Annotated in this window: 13 protein-coding genes; all 13 read left to right on the top strand. The window is 51.7% G+C overall.

Annotated features, from left to right (window positions below):
- Positions 1-327: 327 nt before the first annotated feature.
- The 13 genes from LQ777_RS08240 (at position 328) to LQ777_RS08180 (ending at position 22265) form a co-directional block, all read left to right on the top strand.
- Positions 328-2028 (top strand): DUF6909 family protein, encoded by a 1701-nt coding sequence (locus tag LQ777_RS08240; RefSeq protein ID WP_232562042.1) that lies wholly within the window; start codon positions 328-330, stop codon positions 2026-2028.
- Between the two features lie 256 nt (positions 2029-2284).
- Complete coding sequence (locus LQ777_RS08235; protein WP_232562041.1) at positions 2285-3325, top strand: LacI family DNA-binding transcriptional regulator; 1041 nt, start codon at positions 2285-2287, stop codon at positions 3323-3325.
- Positions 3326-3381: 56 nt separating this feature from the next.
- The gene (locus LQ777_RS08230; RefSeq protein ID WP_232562040.1) at positions 3382-4623 is read left to right on the top strand and encodes a mandelate racemase/muconate lactonizing enzyme family protein; all 1242 of its coding nucleotides are present in this window, start codon (positions 3382-3384) and stop codon (positions 4621-4623) included.
- A 257-nt stretch (positions 4624-4880) separates the two neighbouring features.
- Entirely contained in the window at positions 4881-8021 is a 3141-nt protein-coding gene (locus tag LQ777_RS08225) for a SusC/RagA family TonB-linked outer membrane protein (protein WP_232562039.1), read from the top strand.
- 75 nt (positions 8022-8096) lie between these two features.
- Positions 8097-9638 carry a SusD/RagB family nutrient-binding outer membrane lipoprotein gene (locus LQ777_RS08220; protein WP_232562038.1) on the top strand — a complete coding sequence of 514 codons (1542 nt, stop codon included), beginning with the start codon at positions 8097-8099 and terminating at the stop codon, positions 9636-9638.
- A gap of 170 nt (positions 9639-9808) precedes the next feature.
- On the top strand, positions 9809-11164 hold the full coding sequence (locus LQ777_RS08215; protein ID WP_232562037.1) for an enolase C-terminal domain-like protein: 1356 nt from the start codon (positions 9809-9811) through the stop codon (positions 11162-11164).
- Positions 11165-11300: 136 nt separating this feature from the next.
- Complete coding sequence (gene dgoD, locus LQ777_RS08210) at positions 11301-12548, top strand: galactonate dehydratase (RefSeq protein WP_232562036.1); 1248 nt, start codon at positions 11301-11303, stop codon at positions 12546-12548.
- Between the two features lie 179 nt (positions 12549-12727).
- Complete coding sequence (locus tag LQ777_RS08205) at positions 12728-15718, top strand: SusC/RagA family TonB-linked outer membrane protein (RefSeq protein ID WP_232562035.1); 2991 nt, start codon at positions 12728-12730, stop codon at positions 15716-15718.
- Positions 15719-15733: 15 nt separating this feature from the next.
- Entirely contained in the window at positions 15734-17209 is a 1476-nt protein-coding gene (locus LQ777_RS08200) for a RagB/SusD family nutrient uptake outer membrane protein (protein WP_232562034.1), read from the top strand.
- A gap of 98 nt (positions 17210-17307) precedes the next feature.
- The gene (locus LQ777_RS08195; protein WP_232562033.1) at positions 17308-18282 is read left to right on the top strand and encodes a hypothetical protein; all 975 of its coding nucleotides are present in this window, start codon (positions 17308-17310) and stop codon (positions 18280-18282) included.
- Positions 18283-18345: 63 nt separating this feature from the next.
- A complete protein-coding gene (locus LQ777_RS08190; protein WP_232562032.1) occupies positions 18346-20580 on the top strand; it encodes an outer membrane protein assembly factor BamB family protein in 2235 nt (744 codons plus the stop codon).
- 21 nt (positions 20581-20601) lie between these two features.
- Positions 20602-21609: a 2-dehydro-3-deoxygalactonokinase gene (locus LQ777_RS08185; protein ID WP_232562031.1), complete on the top strand. Its 1008-nt coding sequence runs from the start codon at positions 20602-20604 to the stop codon at positions 21607-21609.
- A complete protein-coding gene (locus tag LQ777_RS08180) occupies positions 21606-22265 on the top strand; it encodes a bifunctional 4-hydroxy-2-oxoglutarate aldolase/2-dehydro-3-deoxy-phosphogluconate aldolase (RefSeq protein WP_425276928.1) in 660 nt (219 codons plus the stop codon). The genes LQ777_RS08185 and LQ777_RS08180 overlap by 4 nt, the downstream gene beginning before the upstream one ends.
- Positions 22266-22333 lie beyond the last annotated feature (68 nt).

The following is a 22333-nucleotide window of genomic DNA, read 5'->3' as shown; positions in this document are numbered from 1 at the left end:
GATTCTAATACGCGAAAATGACTATTTTTCCAGTAGCGTGGACGATTTTCAGGCGCTTTTGTTCAAGAAGCTTATCCACTCGTCGGGCTTACTTGGCCCTCGCTGCGCTGCTTTCGTTTAACGTACAATAAGCTAATTTCATTTTAGAACCTGATCCTCACCAGGCTTACTTCTTGCGGCTCGTTGCCGAATGAATAATAAAGTCATAGTATCAAATTTATCAGGAACGGTTTATTCATCAACTTAAATCTTGTCAATCCTGTTAATGGTGTCAATCAATGAACGCAGGTAACCCAACAAGTCTTTATACCTTACAGTCGATTATTCATGGATCTTCTTCCTTCTCCCCCACTCACTCGCGCTCAGGAATCGCGCGTCGCTATTGAACGATTATACATTACGATGCGCCATTTGTTCAACCGGGGTTTTTACAAGCCATCGGGCGTATCGGGTGAAGAAATTCGTCGGGCGCTGCTAACGCTTCAACCCGAAATTTACGGCCTGGTTGGCGATCAGCAACGGGTTGAACTAGACGGTCTGGTGTACGTAATGGATCGACTCCCGAAAGGCATAGAATCCTGCCGAATCATCTCGCTGGCTTCGCGGGAAGGCTTCGAACACTCGCACTTCCCGGTGCTGGTTCCCGCCAAACGTCGACGCAACTGTTACCGCATCGACAGCGAACAAATGGTTATTGAAGTAACCAATGGCCGAAGCGAAATCTACGATATCCTGACGCACCTGACGTTTATGTTCATGGAGGCCGACAAAATTCGGCGCAACGCCTTTCAGGAGCGCGGCAGCAAAACCCGCGAATGGGAAAAGCTGGAAGCCATCATCCAATCGGGGGGCACCGTATCGGACGACGAACGCGAGCTGGCGCTGATGTACCTTAGCTCTATTCTGGGCCGCACCTTCGAAGACACCCAGCGTGCTTACCAGCGGTTTGCCGAAAATGCAGGAACGAACAGCGGTTTGTTTCAGATCGTCTACGCCCTGGGAAGCGTATCGGTGAAGGAAAGCAAAGAATCGAACACAACTCGGGAGATCAATTTTACGCCCATGCTCCGCGAGCGGATCGGTCAGCACCTCTACGGCGAACGCTGGGCTACGCACATCAAGCAGTACATCTGGGAGCACAACCTTCAGGAGCGGCCCATTCACATTATTAGTGCCAATCCGCACAGTGTGATGAACTGCCTGTACGCACCCGGTGCGCTGGCCGAAGCCACAAGCTGGGACAACCTCTACGACCTTGCGCTGAAGTTAAGCCAGCCAGCACACCGTGACCTACGAAAGCAGGTTATCAGCTACGCTAATGAACACGGAATGCATGTGCTGGAAGACGTTGCCGGAACCAGCCTATTGGTTCAGTTGATCGACACGGCCCAGGTGGACACAGCGACTCTCTCGCCAGAGATTACGCACGATCCGGAACTCATCAAAGCCAATCAGCCTTTGTTGCTGATCATGGATTATGCGTTTGGCGAACAGGCCTTTGAGACTATGGACGAGTTGCTAAAACCATTCGAGCGCGGAGACGAAACGTTTCCCATGAACGTCGCGTCGATTTCGATCATTGGCAAAGCGGGCATTCTGACGGGCGAGAAAGGCGATCTGATGATTCCAACGGCGCACATTTTTGAGGGAACCGCCGATAATTATCCGTTAGACAATGATTTCTGCAAAGAAGATTTCGAAGGACACGGCATACCGGTGTACGAAGGAGCGATGATTACGGTACTGGGCACGTCGCTACAGAATAAGAACGTACTCAGTTATTTCAAAAATTCGTCGTGGAAAGCAATTGGCCTTGAAATGGAAGGTGCTCACTACCAGAAAGCGATTCAGGCACAGTCGAAAATTCGGGATAGCGTTTCGACAAACGTCAAAGTTCGTTACGCGTATTATGCCTCTGACAACCCGCTGCTTACTGGTGCAACATTAGCGTCCGGCAGCCTGGGTACGCTGGGCGTCAAACCTACTTATCTGATTACGGTCAAGTGCCTGGAGAAAGTGCTGAAATAACGTCGATCCAACAAACGTATTGAAAAAAACAGCAATGCCGTATCGCTGCGATACGGCATTGCTGTTTATAAAGCAGCGTTCGTATTAAGCATACAATAAACTACAGTAAGCTACTTCTACCAGCGCTTATCCCTCGAAATGGACAATCTTTGCTTAATTTTAAAAATGCTATTTATTAAAAAAATAGTAAAAAATTTCACATGAACGCTTTGTTGTTTAAAGGATTAAGCATAGATTTGATCGTCAATAAACATCGATGAGTACTAAAAAAACTTCGTTAAAGGACATAGCCGTGAAAGCTGGTGTTTCTACCGCTCTAGTGTCCTATGTTCTGAATGGTAAGGAAAAGGAAAGTCGGGTTGGCCAGGAAATTGCGCAAAAAATAAGACAGATCGCGGCTGATCTGAATTACCAGCCGAATCATCTTGCCAAGAGTTTACGCAGCGGAAAAACCCATACCATTGGTTTGATTATAGCGGATATCTCGAACCCTTTTTTTGCAAACATAGCCCGCGTGGTGGAGGATGAAGCCAAGCGAAACGGATACACGGTTATTATTGGTAGCTCGGACGAAAACGCTGATAAGTCGCGCGATTTATTGGACGTACTGATCAACAGACAAGTCGATGGCTTTATTATTGTTTCGGCAGAAGACACCGAGGAGCAAATTCAATACCTAACCGATAGACACATACCGTTTGTTTTGCTGGACCGGTATTTTCCGGATATGCAGACTGACTTTGTTTCTACCGATCATTACCAGGCATCGTATGACGCAGGTTCTCATTTGATTCGGAGTGGATACCAGCACATCGGCATGATTGCTTACGACTCGCAGATGTTTCATATGCGGGAACGTATTAGAGGCTACAGCGACGCACTTAACGATCACAACCGGACCGTCCAAAAGTCCTGGTTACAGGAAGTTCGAATGAGCGCCATCGAGGCTGGTGTACAAGCGGCTATTGATCAGATGTTGTCAGGAAAACAACCCGTTGACGCCATCCTTTTCGCAACGTATAGCCTGGCAATCAATGGGTTAAAATACATTAATACGTTACGTTTACAGGTGCCAACCGATCTGGCAATTGTCAGCTTTGGACAGGCAGAAGTATTTGAACTGTACCATTGCCCAATTACCTATTTAAAGCAGCCTATCGTGTTGCTGGGAAAAAAAGCCGTTGAGGTACTGGTCAAAAAACTAAGACATGAATCCACTGAACCCTCGCAGGTACTCATGAAAGCAGAATTGGTCGAAAGAGCCTCGTCAAAAGTAAAATCGGTCGTGCTGATTTAAATTTGCCTAATAGCTTAAACGATTAAGCGAAAACCTGATAGTTCCTAAATCCTCTTATGCAACGTAGAACTTTCCTCAAATCATCCTTAGCCAGCGCAGCCGCCGTGTGGGCAGGTTTACCAGCAAGTGTCGTGGAGGCCGCACCGAAATTAAAAATCACCAAGATTCGCTATTACAGCGCACCGGGTTATAATAAACCGCTTTTCAATCAGGCGCGTGGTATCGTTGAGATTCAAACAGATGGCGGTATCGTCGGCATCGGAGAAGGTGGCTCGAAGGATATGATCGAGCAGTGCGCGCAAATGATTATCGGCGAAGATCCATTTCGCATTGAACATATCTGGCAGAATGTGTACCGGGGCATGTTTTACCCCCCAGGTCGGGAAAAGCTTCATGCACTGGGAGCGCTCGAAATGGCCTTGTGGGACATTAAAGGCAAAGCGCTTGGCGTACCGGTCTACGAACTGCTGGGCGGTGCCACGCGGGAATACGTTGAGTGTTATGCCACTGGCTTCCGGGCTTCGAAAGCAAAAACGGAAGAAGAACGCGCCCGAGATTGCATCGAAGCGGGTTTGCGCGCCTACCGGATTGGCCCAACCGGCGGCAACGGTGATACCGCTTTTGACTTCTACGACAACGCCAAGAAAACCATTGAATTCTGTAAGCGCATTGATGCAGCCGTAGGCGGTGGCGGCAAGTGGGCCATCGATCTGCACACCCGCTTCGACACGACCGAAGGCGTAAAAATTTGTAAAGCCCTCGAAAATCTGGAACCTTACTTTGTCGAAGATATCGTCCGCTCCGAAAATCCGGACGTGTACAAAACCGTTCGGCAGATGACTACCGTACCGATTGCCGTTGGCGAACAATTTGGCGACCGCTGGGAAAGTAACACCTTTATCGAACAGCATCTGATTGATTACACGCGCTTCACGCTGCCCAATACCGGGGGAATCTCTGAATTCAAAAAGCTAGCTTCCATGTGCGAAACGCATTATGTGGGCATGATACCGCACTTTACGGGGCCGCTGGCGACAGCCACGTTGTTACACGTATTGGGGTCCAGCAGTCCGATGCGTTGCCTGATGGAACTGGGTGGTGGCGAACCGGAACGACCTGCTTACTTCAACGAGGATTTCGTGAATTTTAAGAACGGGAAGCTTTATCTCAATCCGGAGCCGGGCCTGGGTGTCAAGTTTGATCCCAAGAAAGCAACGTTCGTTATGGAGGTTACCGCCAAGACGCAATTCCCGCATCCGATTCTGAAAAGCCCCGACGGAGCCATTCATAACTGGTAGCCTAACTTCACGCCTATACGCGTTTTCAGGATTATCAATATCGAGTCAACCGTTTAGTATTTCGGTAAAATACTCCGCTAAGCCATCTAAAAAGCGACACAAAGAAAGAGTCAGCAAACAGATACACGCCCTACGACTTCGCAGGCCGATTGGAAGCTTATTTTCAGCCTCAATAAAAATATAACTATACAAATAAATAGAAGCATTATATGTAGTAAGCGTTAGTGATTTTCCTAAACCTTTAACCAATTCCTCTCATGAAAAAAACACTAATCATTACCCTTCTCTACCCGGTCCTGTGCAGCTGCCTCGCTTTTGCACAAACGGGCCGCGTGACGGGTAAAGTAACGGGAGCGGGACCCGACAACCAGGGACTTCCTGGCGTAAACGTAGTGGTGGGCGGAACTTCCGTTGGAACGACTACGGATGCTTCGGGAAATTATTCGATCAATGCTCCGGCAAATGCCTCGCTTGTCTTTTCGTACATAAGCTACGTAAGCCAGACGGTTCCGGTCAATAACCGCTCAATCGTTAATGTTCAGCTGGCCGAGGACGCAAAAGCAATTGATGAAGTAATCGTTACAGCACTCGGCATCAAGAGAGAATCTAAGACACTTGGTTACGCTACCGCTACCGTCAACGCCGATCAAATATCGACCAACCGGACGCCCAATTTTGTGAGCGGTTTACAAGGAAAAATGGCGGGCGTAAATATTACCTCGATGGGAACAGGACCTGCCGGAACGGCCAAGATCCGGATTCGCGGTCAGTCGTCATTCAGCGGTCAGAACAACCCGCTGATTGTCGTGAACGGAGTTCCTATCGACAACTCCAATTACTCGCTCGGTGGCGATTACGGCTCACGGGCCGCCAACAATTCCGACGGGGGCGACGGATTGAGCAGTATCAACCCCGACGATATTGAAACCATGACCGTGTTGAAAGGAGCTACGGCGGCTGCTTTGTACGGTTCCCGCGCGAAGGACGGTGTGGTCATGATCACGACCAAAAGCCGGGGTATAGGAAAAGGGTTCGGCGTCACCTACAACGCCAATTTTACCACGGACACGCCCCTAGACTTCACCGATTTTCAGTACGAATACGGGCAAGGCGAAGGTGGTAAACGCCCAACATCACCGAGTCCATCCTCGGGTGTGTGGAGCTTCGGCGAGAAGTTTCAGCCGGGTATGACCCAGATTTTGTTCGACAACGAAACTTGGCCGTACGAACCCGTTTTTAATCGGGTCAAGAAGTTCTACCGCGTGGGCACCAACTTCACCAACACCGTAACAGTCGCCAATAACGGACAGAACGGTGGCTTTAGTCTTTCGTTCGGCAACACCGACAACCGGGGCATTCTGGAGAATAATACCTTCAACCGCAAAGTGATCAACCTGGGTTTCAGTCAGAACATCAACCCTAAATTGACAGCCTCTGGAAATATCAACTACTCAAAAGAAAACAACATCAACCCCCCCCAACTGAACGCGCAGGACTTCTCGGTATCGACGGTTGTTTTCACACTCGCCAACTCGATGCCTTTCGAAGCCCTACGCGAAAACCAGACCCTCGCCAACGGCGATGAATTTACGTTCTCCCGCTTTCTGGTGCGAAACAACCCATACTATTCGATGAGCCGCCGTTTCGAGAACATAAACCGGGATCGGATCTTCGGCAACATCGCACTCAAATACCAGTTCACCGACTGGTTGTATCTGCAAGGCCGGATTGCCCAGGATTCCTACACCCGTAATCAGGATTACAACATTCCGAACGGCTACGCCCCTATTGCCAAAGCACCCATTGGCTTCGTAAACGGTTCTTACACGCAGGATGTACGTCAGAATACCGAACGCAACATTGATTTCATTCTCGGCGGCAACCGAACATTCGGAAAATTTGGCTTGGACGTAACCCTGGGGGGCAACGCACGCTACGCCCGCAACGACTACAACAGCGTAACCGTACAGGATTTTGTCACACCGGGCCTGTACACCGTAGCCAATGGCCGGGTTAAGAATCCGATCTACGTGCTGGCCGAGAAAAAAATCAACTCCCTGTTTGGAGCAGCTACCCTTTCGTACCGGGATTATTTGTTCCTGAACATGACGGCCCGCAACGACTGGTTCTCCACGCTGGCCCCATCGAATCGAAGCATCTTGTACCCGTCTGTTACGGGTAGCTTTGTGTTCTCACAGGCATTTGAAAAACTTCCGACCTGGGTATCGTTCGGAAAACTGCGGGCGGCTTACGCGGAAGTGGGTTCCGACAACGTAGATCCGTATTCCAACGCACTTTATTATCAGGTCGATAACAATTCGTTTCCGAATCCATCGGGTCAGCTGGTGCCCGTAGGCGGCATCAACGCGTCGGTCGTTCCCAATAAAAATCTGCGGCCACTGCGTATTCAGGAAGCCGAAGTTGGTCTGGAATTGAAGTTGTTTGACAGCAAGATAGGCTTTGATTTCACCTATTATCACAAAACGACGAACGACCAGATTCTGGCGGCTCAAATTTCGGATGCGTCCTCGTACACCAGCAAGCTGATCAACGTGGGCCGGAGTATGAACCAGGGGCTTGAGATGCTGCTGACCTTTTCGCCCGTTGTCAGACCGGCTTTCCGGTGGGACGTGAGCGCTAACGTCTCGTACAATACCTCGAAAGTTCTTCGCTTAGGCTTGTCGCCCAACGATACCGTCATCACGGTAAGCAGCGGAGGAGGCCGGACGCTGAACCAGGTTGTGGGCAAGCCCATCGGGCAGCTCTACACGTTTACCTATCTACGGGATGCGCAGGGTCGTAAGGTGTTTGACGCGAACAGCGGACTGCCGATCCGGAACAACACCCTGGCAAACGTAGGAAACGCTCTGCCCAGCTATTTCGGCGGGATCACCAACACCTTCACGTACCAGGGCTTATCGCTTTCTTTCCTGATCGACTTCAAGCTTGGCAATAAGATGATTGCAGGACGGAATATCAACTACATGCGGCACGGCCTGTCAAAACGGACGCTACCCGGTCGGGATGTCGGTTACGTGATTGGCGACGGCGTTAACCCGAACGGAGAAATCAACCAGACCAGAGCGGCTGTACAGCCTTTTTATGAATCGCTTAATCCGCTGGGCATCAACGAAGATTTCGTGTTCAACGCCGGGTTCTGGAAACTACGCCAGATTACGTTAGGCTACGATTTCACGAAGCTATTACCCCAAAGCCTGTTCATCAAAGGGTTGCGGCTAAACGCGGTAGCCAATAACGTGCTGATCCTGAAGAAATGGACCGAAAATATGGACCCCGAAGAAGCCCTGGTTTCGTCGGACAACTCCGTCGGGCTGGATTTCTGGCCGGGTCTTCCACCAACCCGCAGCATCGGTTTCAACCTAAATGTTCGGTTCTAATGTAATGTGGACTTCTGGTCCGCTTGGTCGTGTAGAAAAGGTGGACCAGATGTCCACGTTACTCATCCTAAAATTATGAAAACGAACCTCAAACATACCCTTACCCTACTGCTTTCGCTGAGCTTGCTTACCGGCTGCGATCAGGGCTTTGACGAGATCAACACCAACAAGGTGGACCCAACATATCTGGCTCCTTCGTTGATTCTTAACAAAGCGATTATCAATACCAACTACCTGGATGGCTTTGGCACACTGGGCATGCTGACCTATAACTTCGGGATCGTGCAGCAGATCATTACGCCCTACGGCAGTTCGCTGTCGGGCGCTAATTACGATCAGGTGAACAGCGGCAATACGCCTTTGGTCTGGACCAATTTTTACCGCAATGTCGTCAAGCAACTGGTGGCCGTACTGGATCAGACGAAAAGCGATCCGTTGCAGAGCAACACCTACAACGCGGCCCGTATCTGGCGAGCCTACACCTTTTTGGTTCTAACCGACACCTACGGCGATGTTCCGTATTTCCAGGCGGGTCAGGGCTACACGACGGAGACTATCACGCCCAAATACGATCCGCAACAGGAGATTTACAAGGATATCCTGAAAGAGCTGGACGAAGCATCGGCAGCCTTAACCAGTACGCAAACCGCCGTTACGACCGACATTCTTTACGGTGGAGACGTAGCCAAATGGAAAAAGCTCGGCTATTCGCTTATGCTGCGGGCGGGCATGCGCCTGACAAAAGTTGATCCGACAATGGCTCAAAGCTACGTTAAAAAAGCCGTAGCGGGTGGCTTGTTCCAATCCAATGCCGACAATTCGGTATTACGCCATACGGCTATTTACAACAACTATATTGCCAACCATTTAGCCGCCCGCGAAAAAACGAACTTCTACCTCGCTGCGCCCTTCGTCAATTACCTGAAACAAAACAACGACCCCCGACTACCCATTTTTGCCGTTCGGTACGTAGGCGCGAAAGGCGGTCAGGAGCAGGTCAATGATCGGGCCTCGTCTGATCCGAAGCTTCAGATTGGGATGCCAATGGGCTATAACGATGTCTCGATTGCATCTACGTTCAGCCAGAACGGAGTAGCCAGTCTGTGGGACTATTCGCAGGTCAACCTGAACACAGTCTTAAAGCTGGATGCCCCCGAATTTCACGTTACGTACGCACAAACGCAGCTTTTGTTGGCGGAGGCAGCCGTGCGGGGCTGGGTTACTGGTTCAGCCGCCGATTACTACACAACGGGTATCCGGGCCGCTCTGGAACAGATGGCCCAGTACGGCAGTAACTCAGCAATTTCGGAAGCGGCCATTAAAGCTTACCTGGACGCTCATCCACTGGATGCCAGTAAGGCATTAGACCAGATCAACACGCAGTATTGGGTAGCCAGTTTTCTGGACGGCAACGAAGCCTTCGCTAATTTCCGGCGCAGTGGTTATCCCACGTTGCAGAAAAACCCATACCCTGGCTCCGAAGTAAAAGGTGACTTTATCCGCCGTATGCCCTACCCCGACAGTGAAATCGTCGTCAACTCGGGAAGCCTCAACGAAGCCATCGCTCGGCAGGGCCCAAATACGCTGGACACCCGCGTTTGGTGGGACAAAAAATAACGACTGAATACCATTGACAGGATGAACAGGATACCTGGTTCGCTATGTACTTCTGTTCAAAAATGGCCCATAGAGTTCCCCACCGTAATTTTTGGCGGACCCGGCCCTGTTCATCCTGTCATTCCAATAATTGAAACCATTACCAATAACTCTTTTTCCCAAATTCTCTCATGAATCAATCGGATCAAAGCCGTCGTGACACCTTAAAAATGCTGGGCTTCGGCTCTTCTGCTGGTTTACTAGGCCTCTTTGGCGGCCCATCGGCTGCCCAAGCCCGCGAGCAAAGAACTACACCGGGGTATGCCATCGGCACGACACCTGTTAAGATCAAAAGTGTCAAAGCCATTGCCACGGCTCCGCAGGGTTCGAACCTGATCGTCGTCAAGGTCGAAACCACCGAGCCGGGTCTGTACGGCCTGGGTTGCGCCACCTTTACCCAGCGCGCGGCTGCGGTCGTGGTAGCGATCAACACCTACCTCAACGAGTTCTGCGTTGGTAAAGACGTTGATAACATCGAGGATATGTGGCAGTCGGCTTATGTTAGTTCTTACTGGCGCAACGGACCCGTACTGAACAATGCCTTGAGTGGACTCGATCAGGCGTTGTGGGATATCAAAGGCAAACGGGCGGGGATGCCAGTTTATCAACTCCTGGGCGGTAAAGTTCGCTTCGCCATTCCCTGCTACACCCACGCGGGCGGCACCACGCCCGAAGCCACCGCCGACAGCGTGAAGAAGTTCATGGAGCAAGGCTTCAAATACATCCGTATTCAGCAGGGCGGCTATGGTGGCGTGGGGAGCAACGTCGACAAACCCGATTTCAAAAACGCTGGCTTTGGCTACGAAGGCGATGCGTACATGAACGTACTGGGTTACTTAAAGTCGGTTCCCAAGATGTTTGAAATGGTTCGGAAACAGTGTGGCGAAGAAATCGAACTGCTCCACGACGTTCATGAGCGGGTGCAGCCGATGGAAGCCATCAACATGATCAAGCAGGTTGAAGACTACCGTCCGTTCTTTATCGAAGACCCGTTCTCCCCCGAAAATATGAAGTGGTTCGCCCAGTTGCGGCAGGTTACGTCGGTACCTATTGCGATGGGTGAGTTGTTTAACAACATCAACGAGTTCAAAGAGCCAATGGTCAACCAGTGGTTCGATTACATCCGGATTCACGTATCGCAGATTGGAGGTATTACGCCCGCCATGAAGGTAGCCCGGCTGGGTGAGTGGTTCAACATTCGGACGGCCTGGCACGGTCCGGGCGACGTTTCGCCGGTAGGCCACGCGGCTCATGCGCACATCGATCTGGCCGTCTGGAACTTCGGTATTCAGGAAGCGGTGGCTTTCTCGGAGAAAACACAGGCCGTGTTTAGCGGCTGTCCGACCATGAACAAAGGATATATGTCGGTCAATGAGGTTCCGGGCCTGGGCGTGGATATTAACGAGAAAGAAGCCGCGAAGTATCCGATCACAACCAAATCCAACTGGCAGGTACGCCGGATGGACGGTACCATCATCCGACCTTAAAAATCTCTAGTGTTATGGTGTCTGCGGGGCCTAGTAAACCAAACGGGTGACCCCGCAGACACCACAACACCCACCTCCGAAGCAATACCGTTACCCTTACTTATCTATCGTACATTGACTTACGCCCTTACCTAAGATGAAATCGCCACGGAAACAAGCCGGTATGTCTCGTCGGTCCGCTATTCAGTCAGTGCTGGGTGTTGCGGGTATGAGCACGATGGTACTACCGCAAACATCGTACGCATCCAGTCCTGATCATTTTGCCGATTACAGCAAAGTCAAGATCACAAAGCTCGAAACCTTCCTGGTCAAACCCCGCTGGATTTTCCTTAAAATTCATACCGACGTTGGCGTTGTGGGTCTCGGCGAACCATTGCTCGAAGGTCGGGCACTCACGATTCAAACGGCCATCAAGGAGGTCGAACCGTATTTGATCGGAAAAGATCCCCGGCAGGTTGTTCATCATTGGCAGGCGATTTACCGGCACGCTTTCTACCGGGGTGGTCCCATCCTGACCAGCGCCCTGAGCGGTATTGATCATGCCCTTTGGGATATAAAAGGCAAACTTCTCAACGTGCCGGTGTATGAGTTGCTCGGCGGTCCGACCCGAGACCGCGTGCGGGTATACGGTCGGGCGAGTACGCCCGAAGACATGAAAAAACGGAAAGAAGAAGGCTACACCGTTATCAAAACCGGCGTAGCCAAAAAGAATCCCGCCAACATTGTCGAGAACCCTCGATTCGTCAAATACGCGGTCGATAATTTCGCGTCTCTACGCCAGGCAGGCGGTGACGATATGGACATTGCCATCGACTTCCACGGTAGCATTCCGCCCCAAACGTCCAAGCTACTGATCAAGGAGTTGGAGCCTTTCAATCCGATGTTTGTCGAAGAGCCCGTTCAGGCGCAGAACGTTGACGTACTGGCCGACATTGCGCGGGGTACGCACCTTCCCATTGCCGCTGGCGAACGCATTTTTACGAAATGGGGCTTCCGCGAATTACTGGAAAAACGAGCCGTCAGCATCGTTCAGCCCGACTTATGCCATGCCGGGGGCATCACCGAAGGACGCATCATTGCAGGGATGGCCGAAGCCTATTACGTACCGATTGCACCCCACAACCCAATGGGGCCTATATCGTTGGCCGTAGGTCTTCACCTGGCGGCTAGTGTGCCTAATTTTTTGGTACAGGAGCAGGTCTCGCTGGGAGAAGGCTATATCAAAAATCCGTTCAAGCTACAAAAAGATGGCACCGTACTCATTCCCAAAGGGCCGGGCTTAGGCATCGAGCTAGACGAAGCGCAACTAAAAGATAAAATCGGTCACGACTGGCGAAACCCGGAAACATACAACGCCCTCGACGGCTCCGTCGTAGACTGGTGATCGGCGTGGTGGTGTCGGTTTCTCAAAACCGACACAAATTGCTGACGCCAAGGGTCGGTTTTGAGAAACCGACACCACCGCGCGGGCGGCAATGCCGAAACCATCAAGACAAGTACCCAAGCATTACCTATTCATCCCTTAAACTCCATACACTTATTATTTCTATTCAAACCCTTATTATGAAAAGAACTGTAAAGTTTTTCATTGTACTGCTACTTCTCTGCGAAGGTTATGCGTTCGCTCAGGGTACCAGAGTGACCGGTAAAGTGACCGGTCCCGATAACCAGGGACTTCCTGGCGTTAACGTTCAGGTGAGCGGAACGACTACGGGAACATCTACCGATGCGTCGGGTAACTTCTCGCTTAATGCGGCAGGTACAACGTCGCTGGTGTTTTCCAACATCGGGTATGTCAGCCAAACCGTACCGGTGAATGGCCGCTCGGTCGTCAACGTCCAGATGGCGGAGGATCAGAAAACGCTGAACGAAGTCGTAGTTGTCGGGTACGGTACGCAGCGTAAAACCGACGTAACGGGCGCATTGACGGCCATCTCGACCAAAGAATTCGCCCAGCAACCGGTTACCCGTCTGGATCAGGTTTTGCAGGGACGGGCTGCGGGCGTGCAGGTAACCCAGACCAACGGGGCTCCTGGTGGCGACGCGCGTATCCGTATCCGGGGTGCAAACTCCGTACTGGGCAATAACGACCCGCTGTACGTTGTCGATGGGTATGTGGGTGCCAATTTCAACTTCGTTAACCCGAACGATATCGAAACCCTTCAGATTCTGAAAGATGCGGCTTCGACCTCGATTTACGGTAGCCGGGGGGCAAATGGCGTGGTAATCATCACGACTAAAAAGGGCGCGCGCGGGCTAAAAGTCAATTACGAAGGACAGTTCAGCATCTCGGAAAACATTAAACGGTACGACGTGCTACCCGCCGGTGAATTTGCCGAAATCGTGAATGCCCGCGCCACGGCTACCGGTTCGAATCTTCCGTTTACATCAGACCAAATCGCTCAGTTCAAACAAAACGGCGGTACTGACTGGCAGAGTCTGGTTTTTCGGCAGGGAAGCGGCCAGCAGCACCAGATCACGCTGTCGGGTGGTAGCGAAAAAACGACCTTCTTGATCTCGGGCAACTACCTAAATCAGAACGGGATCGTTAATAACAGCGGTTTCAAGCGGTACATTCTCCGTACGAACATCAATACACAAATCAACGATAAGCTATCGCTCCGGCTAAATCTGTGGGGTACGCGCTCGCAGAACCACAACACCCTCGACGGTGGAGCCATCGTGCAGGCACTGGCCTGGGCACCCACAACCCCCGCCTACGGTTCAGACGGTCAGCCTACGTTCACGGACCCCATCGGTTCTGTGTACAGGAACCCATTAGATTACCTGTACGATCAGTCAGTTGATCAGAACCGGACGGGGTTGAACATCAACGGTGGATTGAACTACAAACTACCCATTAAAGGGTTGTCGCTTGATTTACAGTATGCCGTTAACTACCTGAACGCGCAGAACCTGAACCTGAACGGCAAGCGGCTCTCGAATAACGTGCCGACGGCAAGCCGCTATTCGTCCGAACAGGTAACGCTGCAAAACACCAATAGCTTAAACTATGACCTTAAAGTTGGTGATCATTCGATCAATGCAGTTGCGGTGTTGGAAACGCAGCAGTTTACGGATCAAAACTTCACGGCGAGTGCTTCTGGACTGCGGTTTCCTCAGCTAGGCTACGACAACATCGGCGGCAACACAGCGGCTACGGTATCGTCGGGTTATTCGAAATGGACGCTGTTGTCGCTACTGGGCCGCATCAACTACGGTTTTAAAGATAAATACCTGGTCACCGCAGCGGTTCGTCGGGACGGCTCATCGAAATTTGGTGAAGCTAATCGGTATAGCGTGTTTCCATCCTTGGCACTGGGCTGGCGGTTATCGGAAGAAGATTTCATCAAAAACCTCAACGTGTTCAGCAACCTGAAACTGCGCGGAAGCTGGGGTATGACAGGTAGCCAGGCGATCAACCCGTACGCAACGCTGTCGACCTACGGTACAACCTCGGTTGCGTTCAACAACTCGGCGGCCACGGCAGGGGTAATTTTGGGCAACCCCGGCAACCCCGACCTGAAGTGGGAAACCACCAAGCAGGTCGATGTGGGTCTGGAAATGGAATTCCTGAATGGCCGTCTGCGGATCGAAGCCGATTACTTCAATAAAAACACAACGGATCTTCTGCTCAACGTAGCGATTCCAAGCTATGCGGGTGGTGGTACTCAGGCCCGGAACGTCGGCGAAGTTGAAAACACCGGGTTCGAATTCTCCATCGGTGGTACGCCTATCGACAAAGCCGGATTCCGCTGGGAAACGAACCTGAACCTGTCGACACTGCAAAACAAAGTGATTAGCTTGGGCGGTCTGCCTCGTCTTGGTCAAGGTACGGGTGTTGGGGGCGGTATGTCATCCACCAACGAGTTTATGCTGATGCCGGGTGAGCCACTGGGATCGTACTGGGGCTTGAAATACCTGGGAACCTTCAAACCAAACGAGGCTGATCTGGCCGCTCAGTTCGGGCGCGTACCGGGCGATCCCCGTTACCAGGACCTCAACGGCGACAACGCCATTACGACCGACGATTTTCAGATCATTGGTCGGGCGTTTCCGAAAGCAACGGGTGGCTGGAACAACACCTTTACGTATAAAGGCTTAACGCTGAACGTATTTTTCAACGGCGTGTTTGGCGTCGATAAGCTCAACTACACGCGGGCGGCTGCCTTATCAGGTTCGGGCGACGCCCGGCAGTTCATTCTGTCCGAGATCCGGGATTACTACCGCCCCGGTAACGAAACGTCCGATATTCCGGCATTCACCAGAACCTACCAGCCCTTTACGCAGTCGAGCCGGTTCCTGGAAAACGGCAGCTTTGTTCGGCTGAAAAACGTAAGTCTTTCGTATACAGTACCAACGGGCTTCATCCAGAATAAAGCCAACCTTCGGGTATTCTTCAGCGCAACGAACCTGCTGACCATTACCAAATACAAAGGTCCAGATCCAGAATCCGCCCGCGTGGGGTCAAACACCGATACGGCTATCGGTATTGACTACGGTTCTTATCCAAACTCGAAAACCTATACACTTGGCGTAAACCTGGGCTTCTAATCCGTTTTGACATTCATGAAAAAGTTACTTATATTTTCACTGGCGGCTATGCTCACCGCAGGCTGTAAAAGTTATTTAGAAGAAGATACAACCGGTCTGCTGTACGGCGGCAACGTACTCGCCACGCAGGACGGTCTGGAATCGGCCCTGACCGGCTCGTACCGGGGTTTGGCCAACCAGTGGGGCTACGGTTTTATTCACCCCTCGGCCAATGCGGCTACCCTCGGCAGCGACGACGTGACGACGCACCCGGCCAGCAACAAAGCCGACTGGCGGGAGTTCGATCAATTCACCGTATCGACCACGAACCAGCGGTCGGGCGCTGTGTACAATGGCTGTTACAAAGCCATCCAGGGGGCAAACAACGTGATCAACAATTACCAGAAAACAAGCGGTACGAAAGCAACGATCGACATTATTGCAGGCGAAGCGTACTTCATCCGGGGCTTTTCCTACTACTGGCTCACCCGGTTTTACGGCAACATTCCGCTCATCACGGTGGGCGAATACTCCGCCGATCTCCTGACGGTAAAAAAATCGACGCCAGCGGAGGTATACGCGCTTATCGTTGAGGATCTGAAGAAAGCGGAAACCCTGCTGCCTAACACCCGACGCGATCCGGGTCGCCCAAACGTCGGTTCGGCGAAGGCGTTTCTCGCGGACGTGTACCTGACAATGGCGGGCTGGCCTTTGAAACAGACCGACAAATACGATCTGGCAGCGGCTAAAGCCAAAGAAGTGATCGACAACCGGGCAACCTACGGCTTTCAGCTGATGCCGACTTTTGCGGAGGTTTTTGCAAACGACCCTGCGGTGGCCAGCATTCCCGAATCGGTATTCCAGATCAGCGGTTTCACGGGCGGTAGCGGTACGGCCAATGCTACGTACGGGAACACAACCATGCCCGGCGAAGAAGGTGGCTGGGACGATATGTTTGCCGAACTGAATTTCTTCCGCGACTTTCCCGAAGGTCCTCGCAAGTCGGCTACCTTCCGCACCGAGTTCGGTCTTGGCTCGACTAAAATCCCCTGGCAGCAGAGCCTGACGAAGCACCCGTACTACCAGAAATGGTACATCAAAGGCAATGTCGTTACGTCCAGCATTTCGCTGCCGTCGGTTATGATGCGTTACCCGCACGTGCTAACGATTTACGCAGAAGCCAAAGCCCGTAGTACAAGTGGTCCCGACCAGGCTGCGTATGATGCTCTTAACCAAGTTCGACTACGGGGTCGGGCGACGGGTACCAAAGCACTGTCAACAGCTGATGGGCTGACGGCCACCCAATTTGCCGACGAGGTGGTACAGGAACGTGCCTGGGAGTTTGCCTGTGAGCGGACCCGCTGGTTTGACCTTGTCCGACTCGAGCGCGTCGAAGCGGCCAATGCCAACAAGAGCGCCGACGATCTGCAACCAATCAAGGCGATCACAAAGGCAAATTATTGGTTCCCATTGCCTTACTCGGATACGTCAATCAATCCGAACCTGAATTAATACGCTTTTCCGAAGTGGCGTCAGTTTTGAGAAACTGACGCCACCAGTTGACATCATTAGGAATACTCTGCAAACACGTCCAACAAACGCATACGACCTTGAAAAAAATACTCATCGCAGCAGTCGGCGCTCTTGGGCTGTGTAGCACCACGCCCCCGGCAGAATGGCCTCAAACAGAATTGTCGAACGGACTCATTCAGACCACGCTGTATCTACCCGATGAACAGCAGGGCTATTACCGGGGAACCCGTTTCGACTGGTCGGGAGCGTTCAAAAACCTTACTTACAAAGGCCATAATTTCGTCGATCAGTGGTTTGACAATTACGATCCCAAGCTGCATGACGCGATCAACGGCCCCGTCGAAGAATTTACTCCGCTCAATTATACCGACGCCAAAGCGGGTGATACCTTCGTCAAAATAGGCGTTGGCGCATTGCGAAAACCCGACGATAAGCCCTACACCTTCGCTCGCTATTACGACATAGCCAATCCGGGCAAGCGGCAAGTCGACCGGTACAGCGATCACGTTGATTTTACGCACGATTTGACCGATCCCGCTACGGGCTATGGGTACCACTACCTCAAGACGGTCCGGTTGACGAAAGGGAAACCTGAACTCATTCTGGAACACCGTCTGAAAAACACAGGGAAGCAACCCATCAGGACGAGCGTGTACAATCACAATTTTTTTGTCATCGACAAGCAACCCACTGGCCCCGGCATTGAAGTAGAACTTCCGTTTACGGTCAAAGCGGACGGTAAAGGGTTTGGCGATCTTATTCAGACGCAGGGCAACCGGCTCGTCTATTCGCGCGATTTCGAGAAAAAAGAAACCGTTTTCAGCGCGGGTTTGCAAGGTTTGTCGTCTACCGCTAAGGATTACGACATCCGTATCGAAAATAAAAAAATCGGCGCGGGCGTGCGTATTACGGGCGATCAGCCTCTAGAAAAGTTGGTCTACTGGGCCTGCGCAACCACTTCCTGTCCAGAGCCTTACATCCGTCTGGAAGCGGCTCCTGGTCAGGAAGTAACGTGGACGATCACGTACGAATTTTACGAGAAAGCCAAATAACGATTCCTCGTTATAACGATTCCTCGTTGATCCATTTCCTTTTTTAACCGACTCAACCAACCCATGAATTTTGCGTTTAAACTTTTGTTCGGCCTATCGATCCTGGGAGGCTCCCTGCCTTTGTACCAGGAAAACCCGGTCGAAGATCCGCGTAAAACCGGCAACGACTGGCCTACCTACGGCGGTAACAGCGCTGGTAATCGGTATTCGCCCTTAAACCAGATCAATACGCAAAACGTAAAGAACCTGCGTCTGGCGTGGACCTACGAAACCGGCGACAATAAGAATCCAAACCAGCGGGGTATGGACATTCAGTGCCAGCCTATCGTGATCAAAGGCGTTCTGTACGGAACGACTCCGCGCATGAAACTCTTTGCCGTTGAAGCCGCTACGGGCAAACAACTCTGGCAATTTGATCCATTTGCCGATCCCGAAAAAAAGCCGCGCTTCCACCCGGTACGGGGCGTTGTCTACTGGGAAGATAGTAGCCAGACCGACGCTCAGAATAAGCGCATTTTATACTCTGTGGGGGCTTTTCTGTACGCCGTCAATGCCACCACCGGCAAACTAATCGACGATTTTGGCAACAACGGGGTAGTTGATTTGCACGAAGGATTGGGTGATAAAGAAACGCTCGGCTACGACGCGGCCAACTTCTCGATTCGGGTTACGACGCCCGGTGTCATCTACAAAGATCTGTTGATCACGGGTTCAGCCGTTTCGGAAGGAGGTGATGCCCCTCCGGGTTACATCCGCGCGTTCAACGTCCGGACCGGCAAGCTGGCGTGGGTTTTTCATACCATTCCCCTGCCCGGCGAATACGGCTACGAAACGTGGTCCAAAGATTCGTACAAAAAACTGGGTGGTGCCAACTGCTGGGCTGGTATGGTCATCGACGAAAAACGGGGCATCGTTTACGCGGGCACGGGCTCACCATCGGTTGACTTTTACGGCGGAGCGCGGACGGGTCAGAATTTGTTTGCCAACTGCGTGATTGCCCTCAACGCCGAGACCGGCAAGCGCGTCTGGCATTTTCAGACCGTACACCACGATCTGTGGGACCGTGATCTACCGTGCCCGCCAAACCTCATCACCGTTAAGCACAACGGCCGGATAATCGATGCTGTAGCGCAAGCCACGAAAGACGGTTATGTATTTGTTTTTGATCGGGATACGGGCAAACCGCTTTTCCCCGTCAAGGAGGTCGCCGTTCCGACTTCGCCCGCTCTTCCCGGCGAACACCCCTGGCCTACCCAACCCGTGCCGACCAAACCGGCCCCGTTTGTCCGGCAGGAATTGACCGAAGCCGAAATTACCACCCGAACCCCCGAAGCCCACGCGTACGTGCTGGACCGCTACAAGAATAGTCGGCACGGTAGCAAATACATGCCGCCTAGCCTGGAAGGTAGCCTTTACTACGGTTTTGGTGGAGGAGCCGAGTGGGGTGGCAATGCTGCCGATCCGGACGGTATTCTCTACCAGAATGCCAACACCATGCTCTGGTGGCTGAAAATGCGGGATCTGCGGGCGCAAACAAATGGTGCAGCGTTGACTAAGGGCGGTACCCTGTTTGCGGCAAACTGTGCGGTCTGTCATGGCACGGGTGGGAAAGGAAGCGAGGCCAATCAAACCGCGCAAGCCTATCCTGACCTGACGGAAGTGGGCAAGCGGCTGTCCAAAGAGCAGATCGAAGCCATCCTGGTAACCGGTCGCGGGCGGATGCCATCGTTCGGTCATTTGTCGAAGGAAGATCGTGAAGCACTCGTAAGCTACTTACTGAAGCTGGATGTGAAGCCAAGCAACGGGCCTGCGGATCAGCACAGTTCCGTTGTAACGACACCCGTTCCCGAAGGCGCTTCGTTTCCATACATTCCGCCTTATCTGAACAATGGCAACACTCAGTTTCGGGATCAGGATAACTACCCCGCCATCAAACCACCCTGGGGAACGCTGAACGCCATTGACCTGAACACCGGTAACTACCTCTGGCAGGTACCCCTGGGCGAATATCCAGAATTAACGAAAAAAGGAGTTCCACCAACGGGCACCGAAAATCACGGCGGACCCATTGTAACGGCTGGTGGCCTGGTATTTATTGCCGCTACCTACGACGAGAAACTGCGCGCTTTTGACAAGAAAACCGGAAAAATCGTGTGGGAGTACAAATTACCAGCGGGTGGTTTTGCCACACCCATAACGTATATGGCCGATGGTAAGCAGTACATCGTCATTGCGGCTGGGGGCACCCGCTACGGCTTGAAACCGGGCGGTTCTTACGTGGCGTTCGCGTTGCCGTAAAAGCACTAAAACAAAGCATTTATGAGAAACTATCTGTTAGGTTGCGATTGGGGAACGTCGTCTTTCCGGTTGCGACTGATAAACACACCCAACCTTGACCTTGTCGGCGAGGTAACATCGTCAGAAGGTGTTGCCAGCACGTTTAATGCCTGGAAGAATCATGGCGAAACGAGTGGCATATCCCGTGAACACTTCTTCCGACAGCATTTGAAACGACAAATTGATAACCTGTCCGAAAAAGTCGGTATCAATCTAGACACGATCTCAATCGTCATTTCCGGCATGGCCTCTTCGTCCATCGGTATGGATGAAGTTCCGTACGCTACGTTACCGTTTCCGGTCGATGGTAGTCAGGCCAGCGTCCGGCGAATCGATGCGCAGGACGGCTTTCCGCACGACATCACGCTGATTTCCGGGGTTCGAACCACCCACGATGTCATGCGGGGAGAAGAAACGCAGCTAATTGGCGTTCTGGCTCTGCTCGAAACCGCGCGTACCCGGATTGACGATGCGATTCTCATCGTTCCCGGTACGCATTCCAAGCACATCTACATCCAGAATCAGCAGGTTACCGATTTCCAGACCTTCATGACAGGGGAAGTCTTCAATCTCATGTCGCACTACAGTATTTTAAAGGATTCCGTGGAACCGGCCAATTTAATTACGCTCTCCACGGATGAATTAGACGGTTTTAAACTTGGCCTCAAAGAGGCAATGGCGACATCGACCTTAACAAGTTTATTTCGCGTACGCACCAATCAATTGTTCGACTTATTAACCAAAAAACAAAACACACTTTATTTAAGCGGCCTGCTTATCGGCGCTGAATTAAAATCGCTGATTGACAAAAAGGATTGGCCATTGATCTTATGCAGCGGCACCAATCTGTATGAGCTGTATAAACTGGCGATGGAAGAACTGAATTTATCCGAGCGGACCATTACCGTCCCCCCCGATTTAAATGATAAAGCCACTATCGCTGGACAAGTTAAAGTAATTCAGGGCCAGCTATTACCCGTAAACAAATGATTACGTTGAATCAAACTCCTTTTTCGTGGGAGCTATTTTCCAGAGCGCCACTCATTGGTATCATACGAGGCTTATCGTTTGACACGATCAAGCACATTCTTCCCATTTACCGGGAGGCCGGGCTGACAACGATCGAAATAACCATGAACACCGCCGACGCGGAGGAAATCATCCGGTACGCGGTCGAAAACGAGAATGCGGGTTTAAACATCGGCGCGGGTACGGTCTGCACCAAAGACGATCTGGATAAAGCGCTGGAAGCCGGGGCGCAATTCGTTGTCACACCGATCATTAGCAAGAAAGTAATCAAGTCCAGTGTGAAGCAGGGCATTCCCATTTTCCCCGGTGCCTTTACCCCATCCGAAATTTATACGGCCTGGTCGTTGGGCGCTTCGATGGTTAAAGTTTATCCGGCAACGTCGCTGGGACCCGATTACATCAAAGACGTAAAAGCGCCTTTGGATCAGGTGAAGTTAGCGCCAACCGGTGGTATCAATTTAGACAATATGGCCGCCTATTACAAGGCTGGATCAGACGGCTTAGGCGTTGGCGGACACCTGTTCGATAAAGCGCTTATACAGAAAAAAGACTGGCCAGGATTAAAAGCCCATTTTCAAAAGTTTGCGGCTATCCTTCAGGATTCTGTTCAAAAATAATACGTGCGTTTTCCATTGCGGTCCCACTCCCTTACGCAGCCCTAACTTTACGTGAACAATGAATTTTA

This window comes from Spirosoma oryzicola (assembly GCF_021233055.1).
Classification (GTDB): Bacteria; Bacteroidota; Bacteroidia; order Cytophagales; family Spirosomataceae; genus Spirosoma; species Spirosoma oryzicola.
The sequence above is the reverse complement of the archived record's forward strand: the minus strand, read 5'-3'. Positions and strand labels throughout refer to the sequence as shown.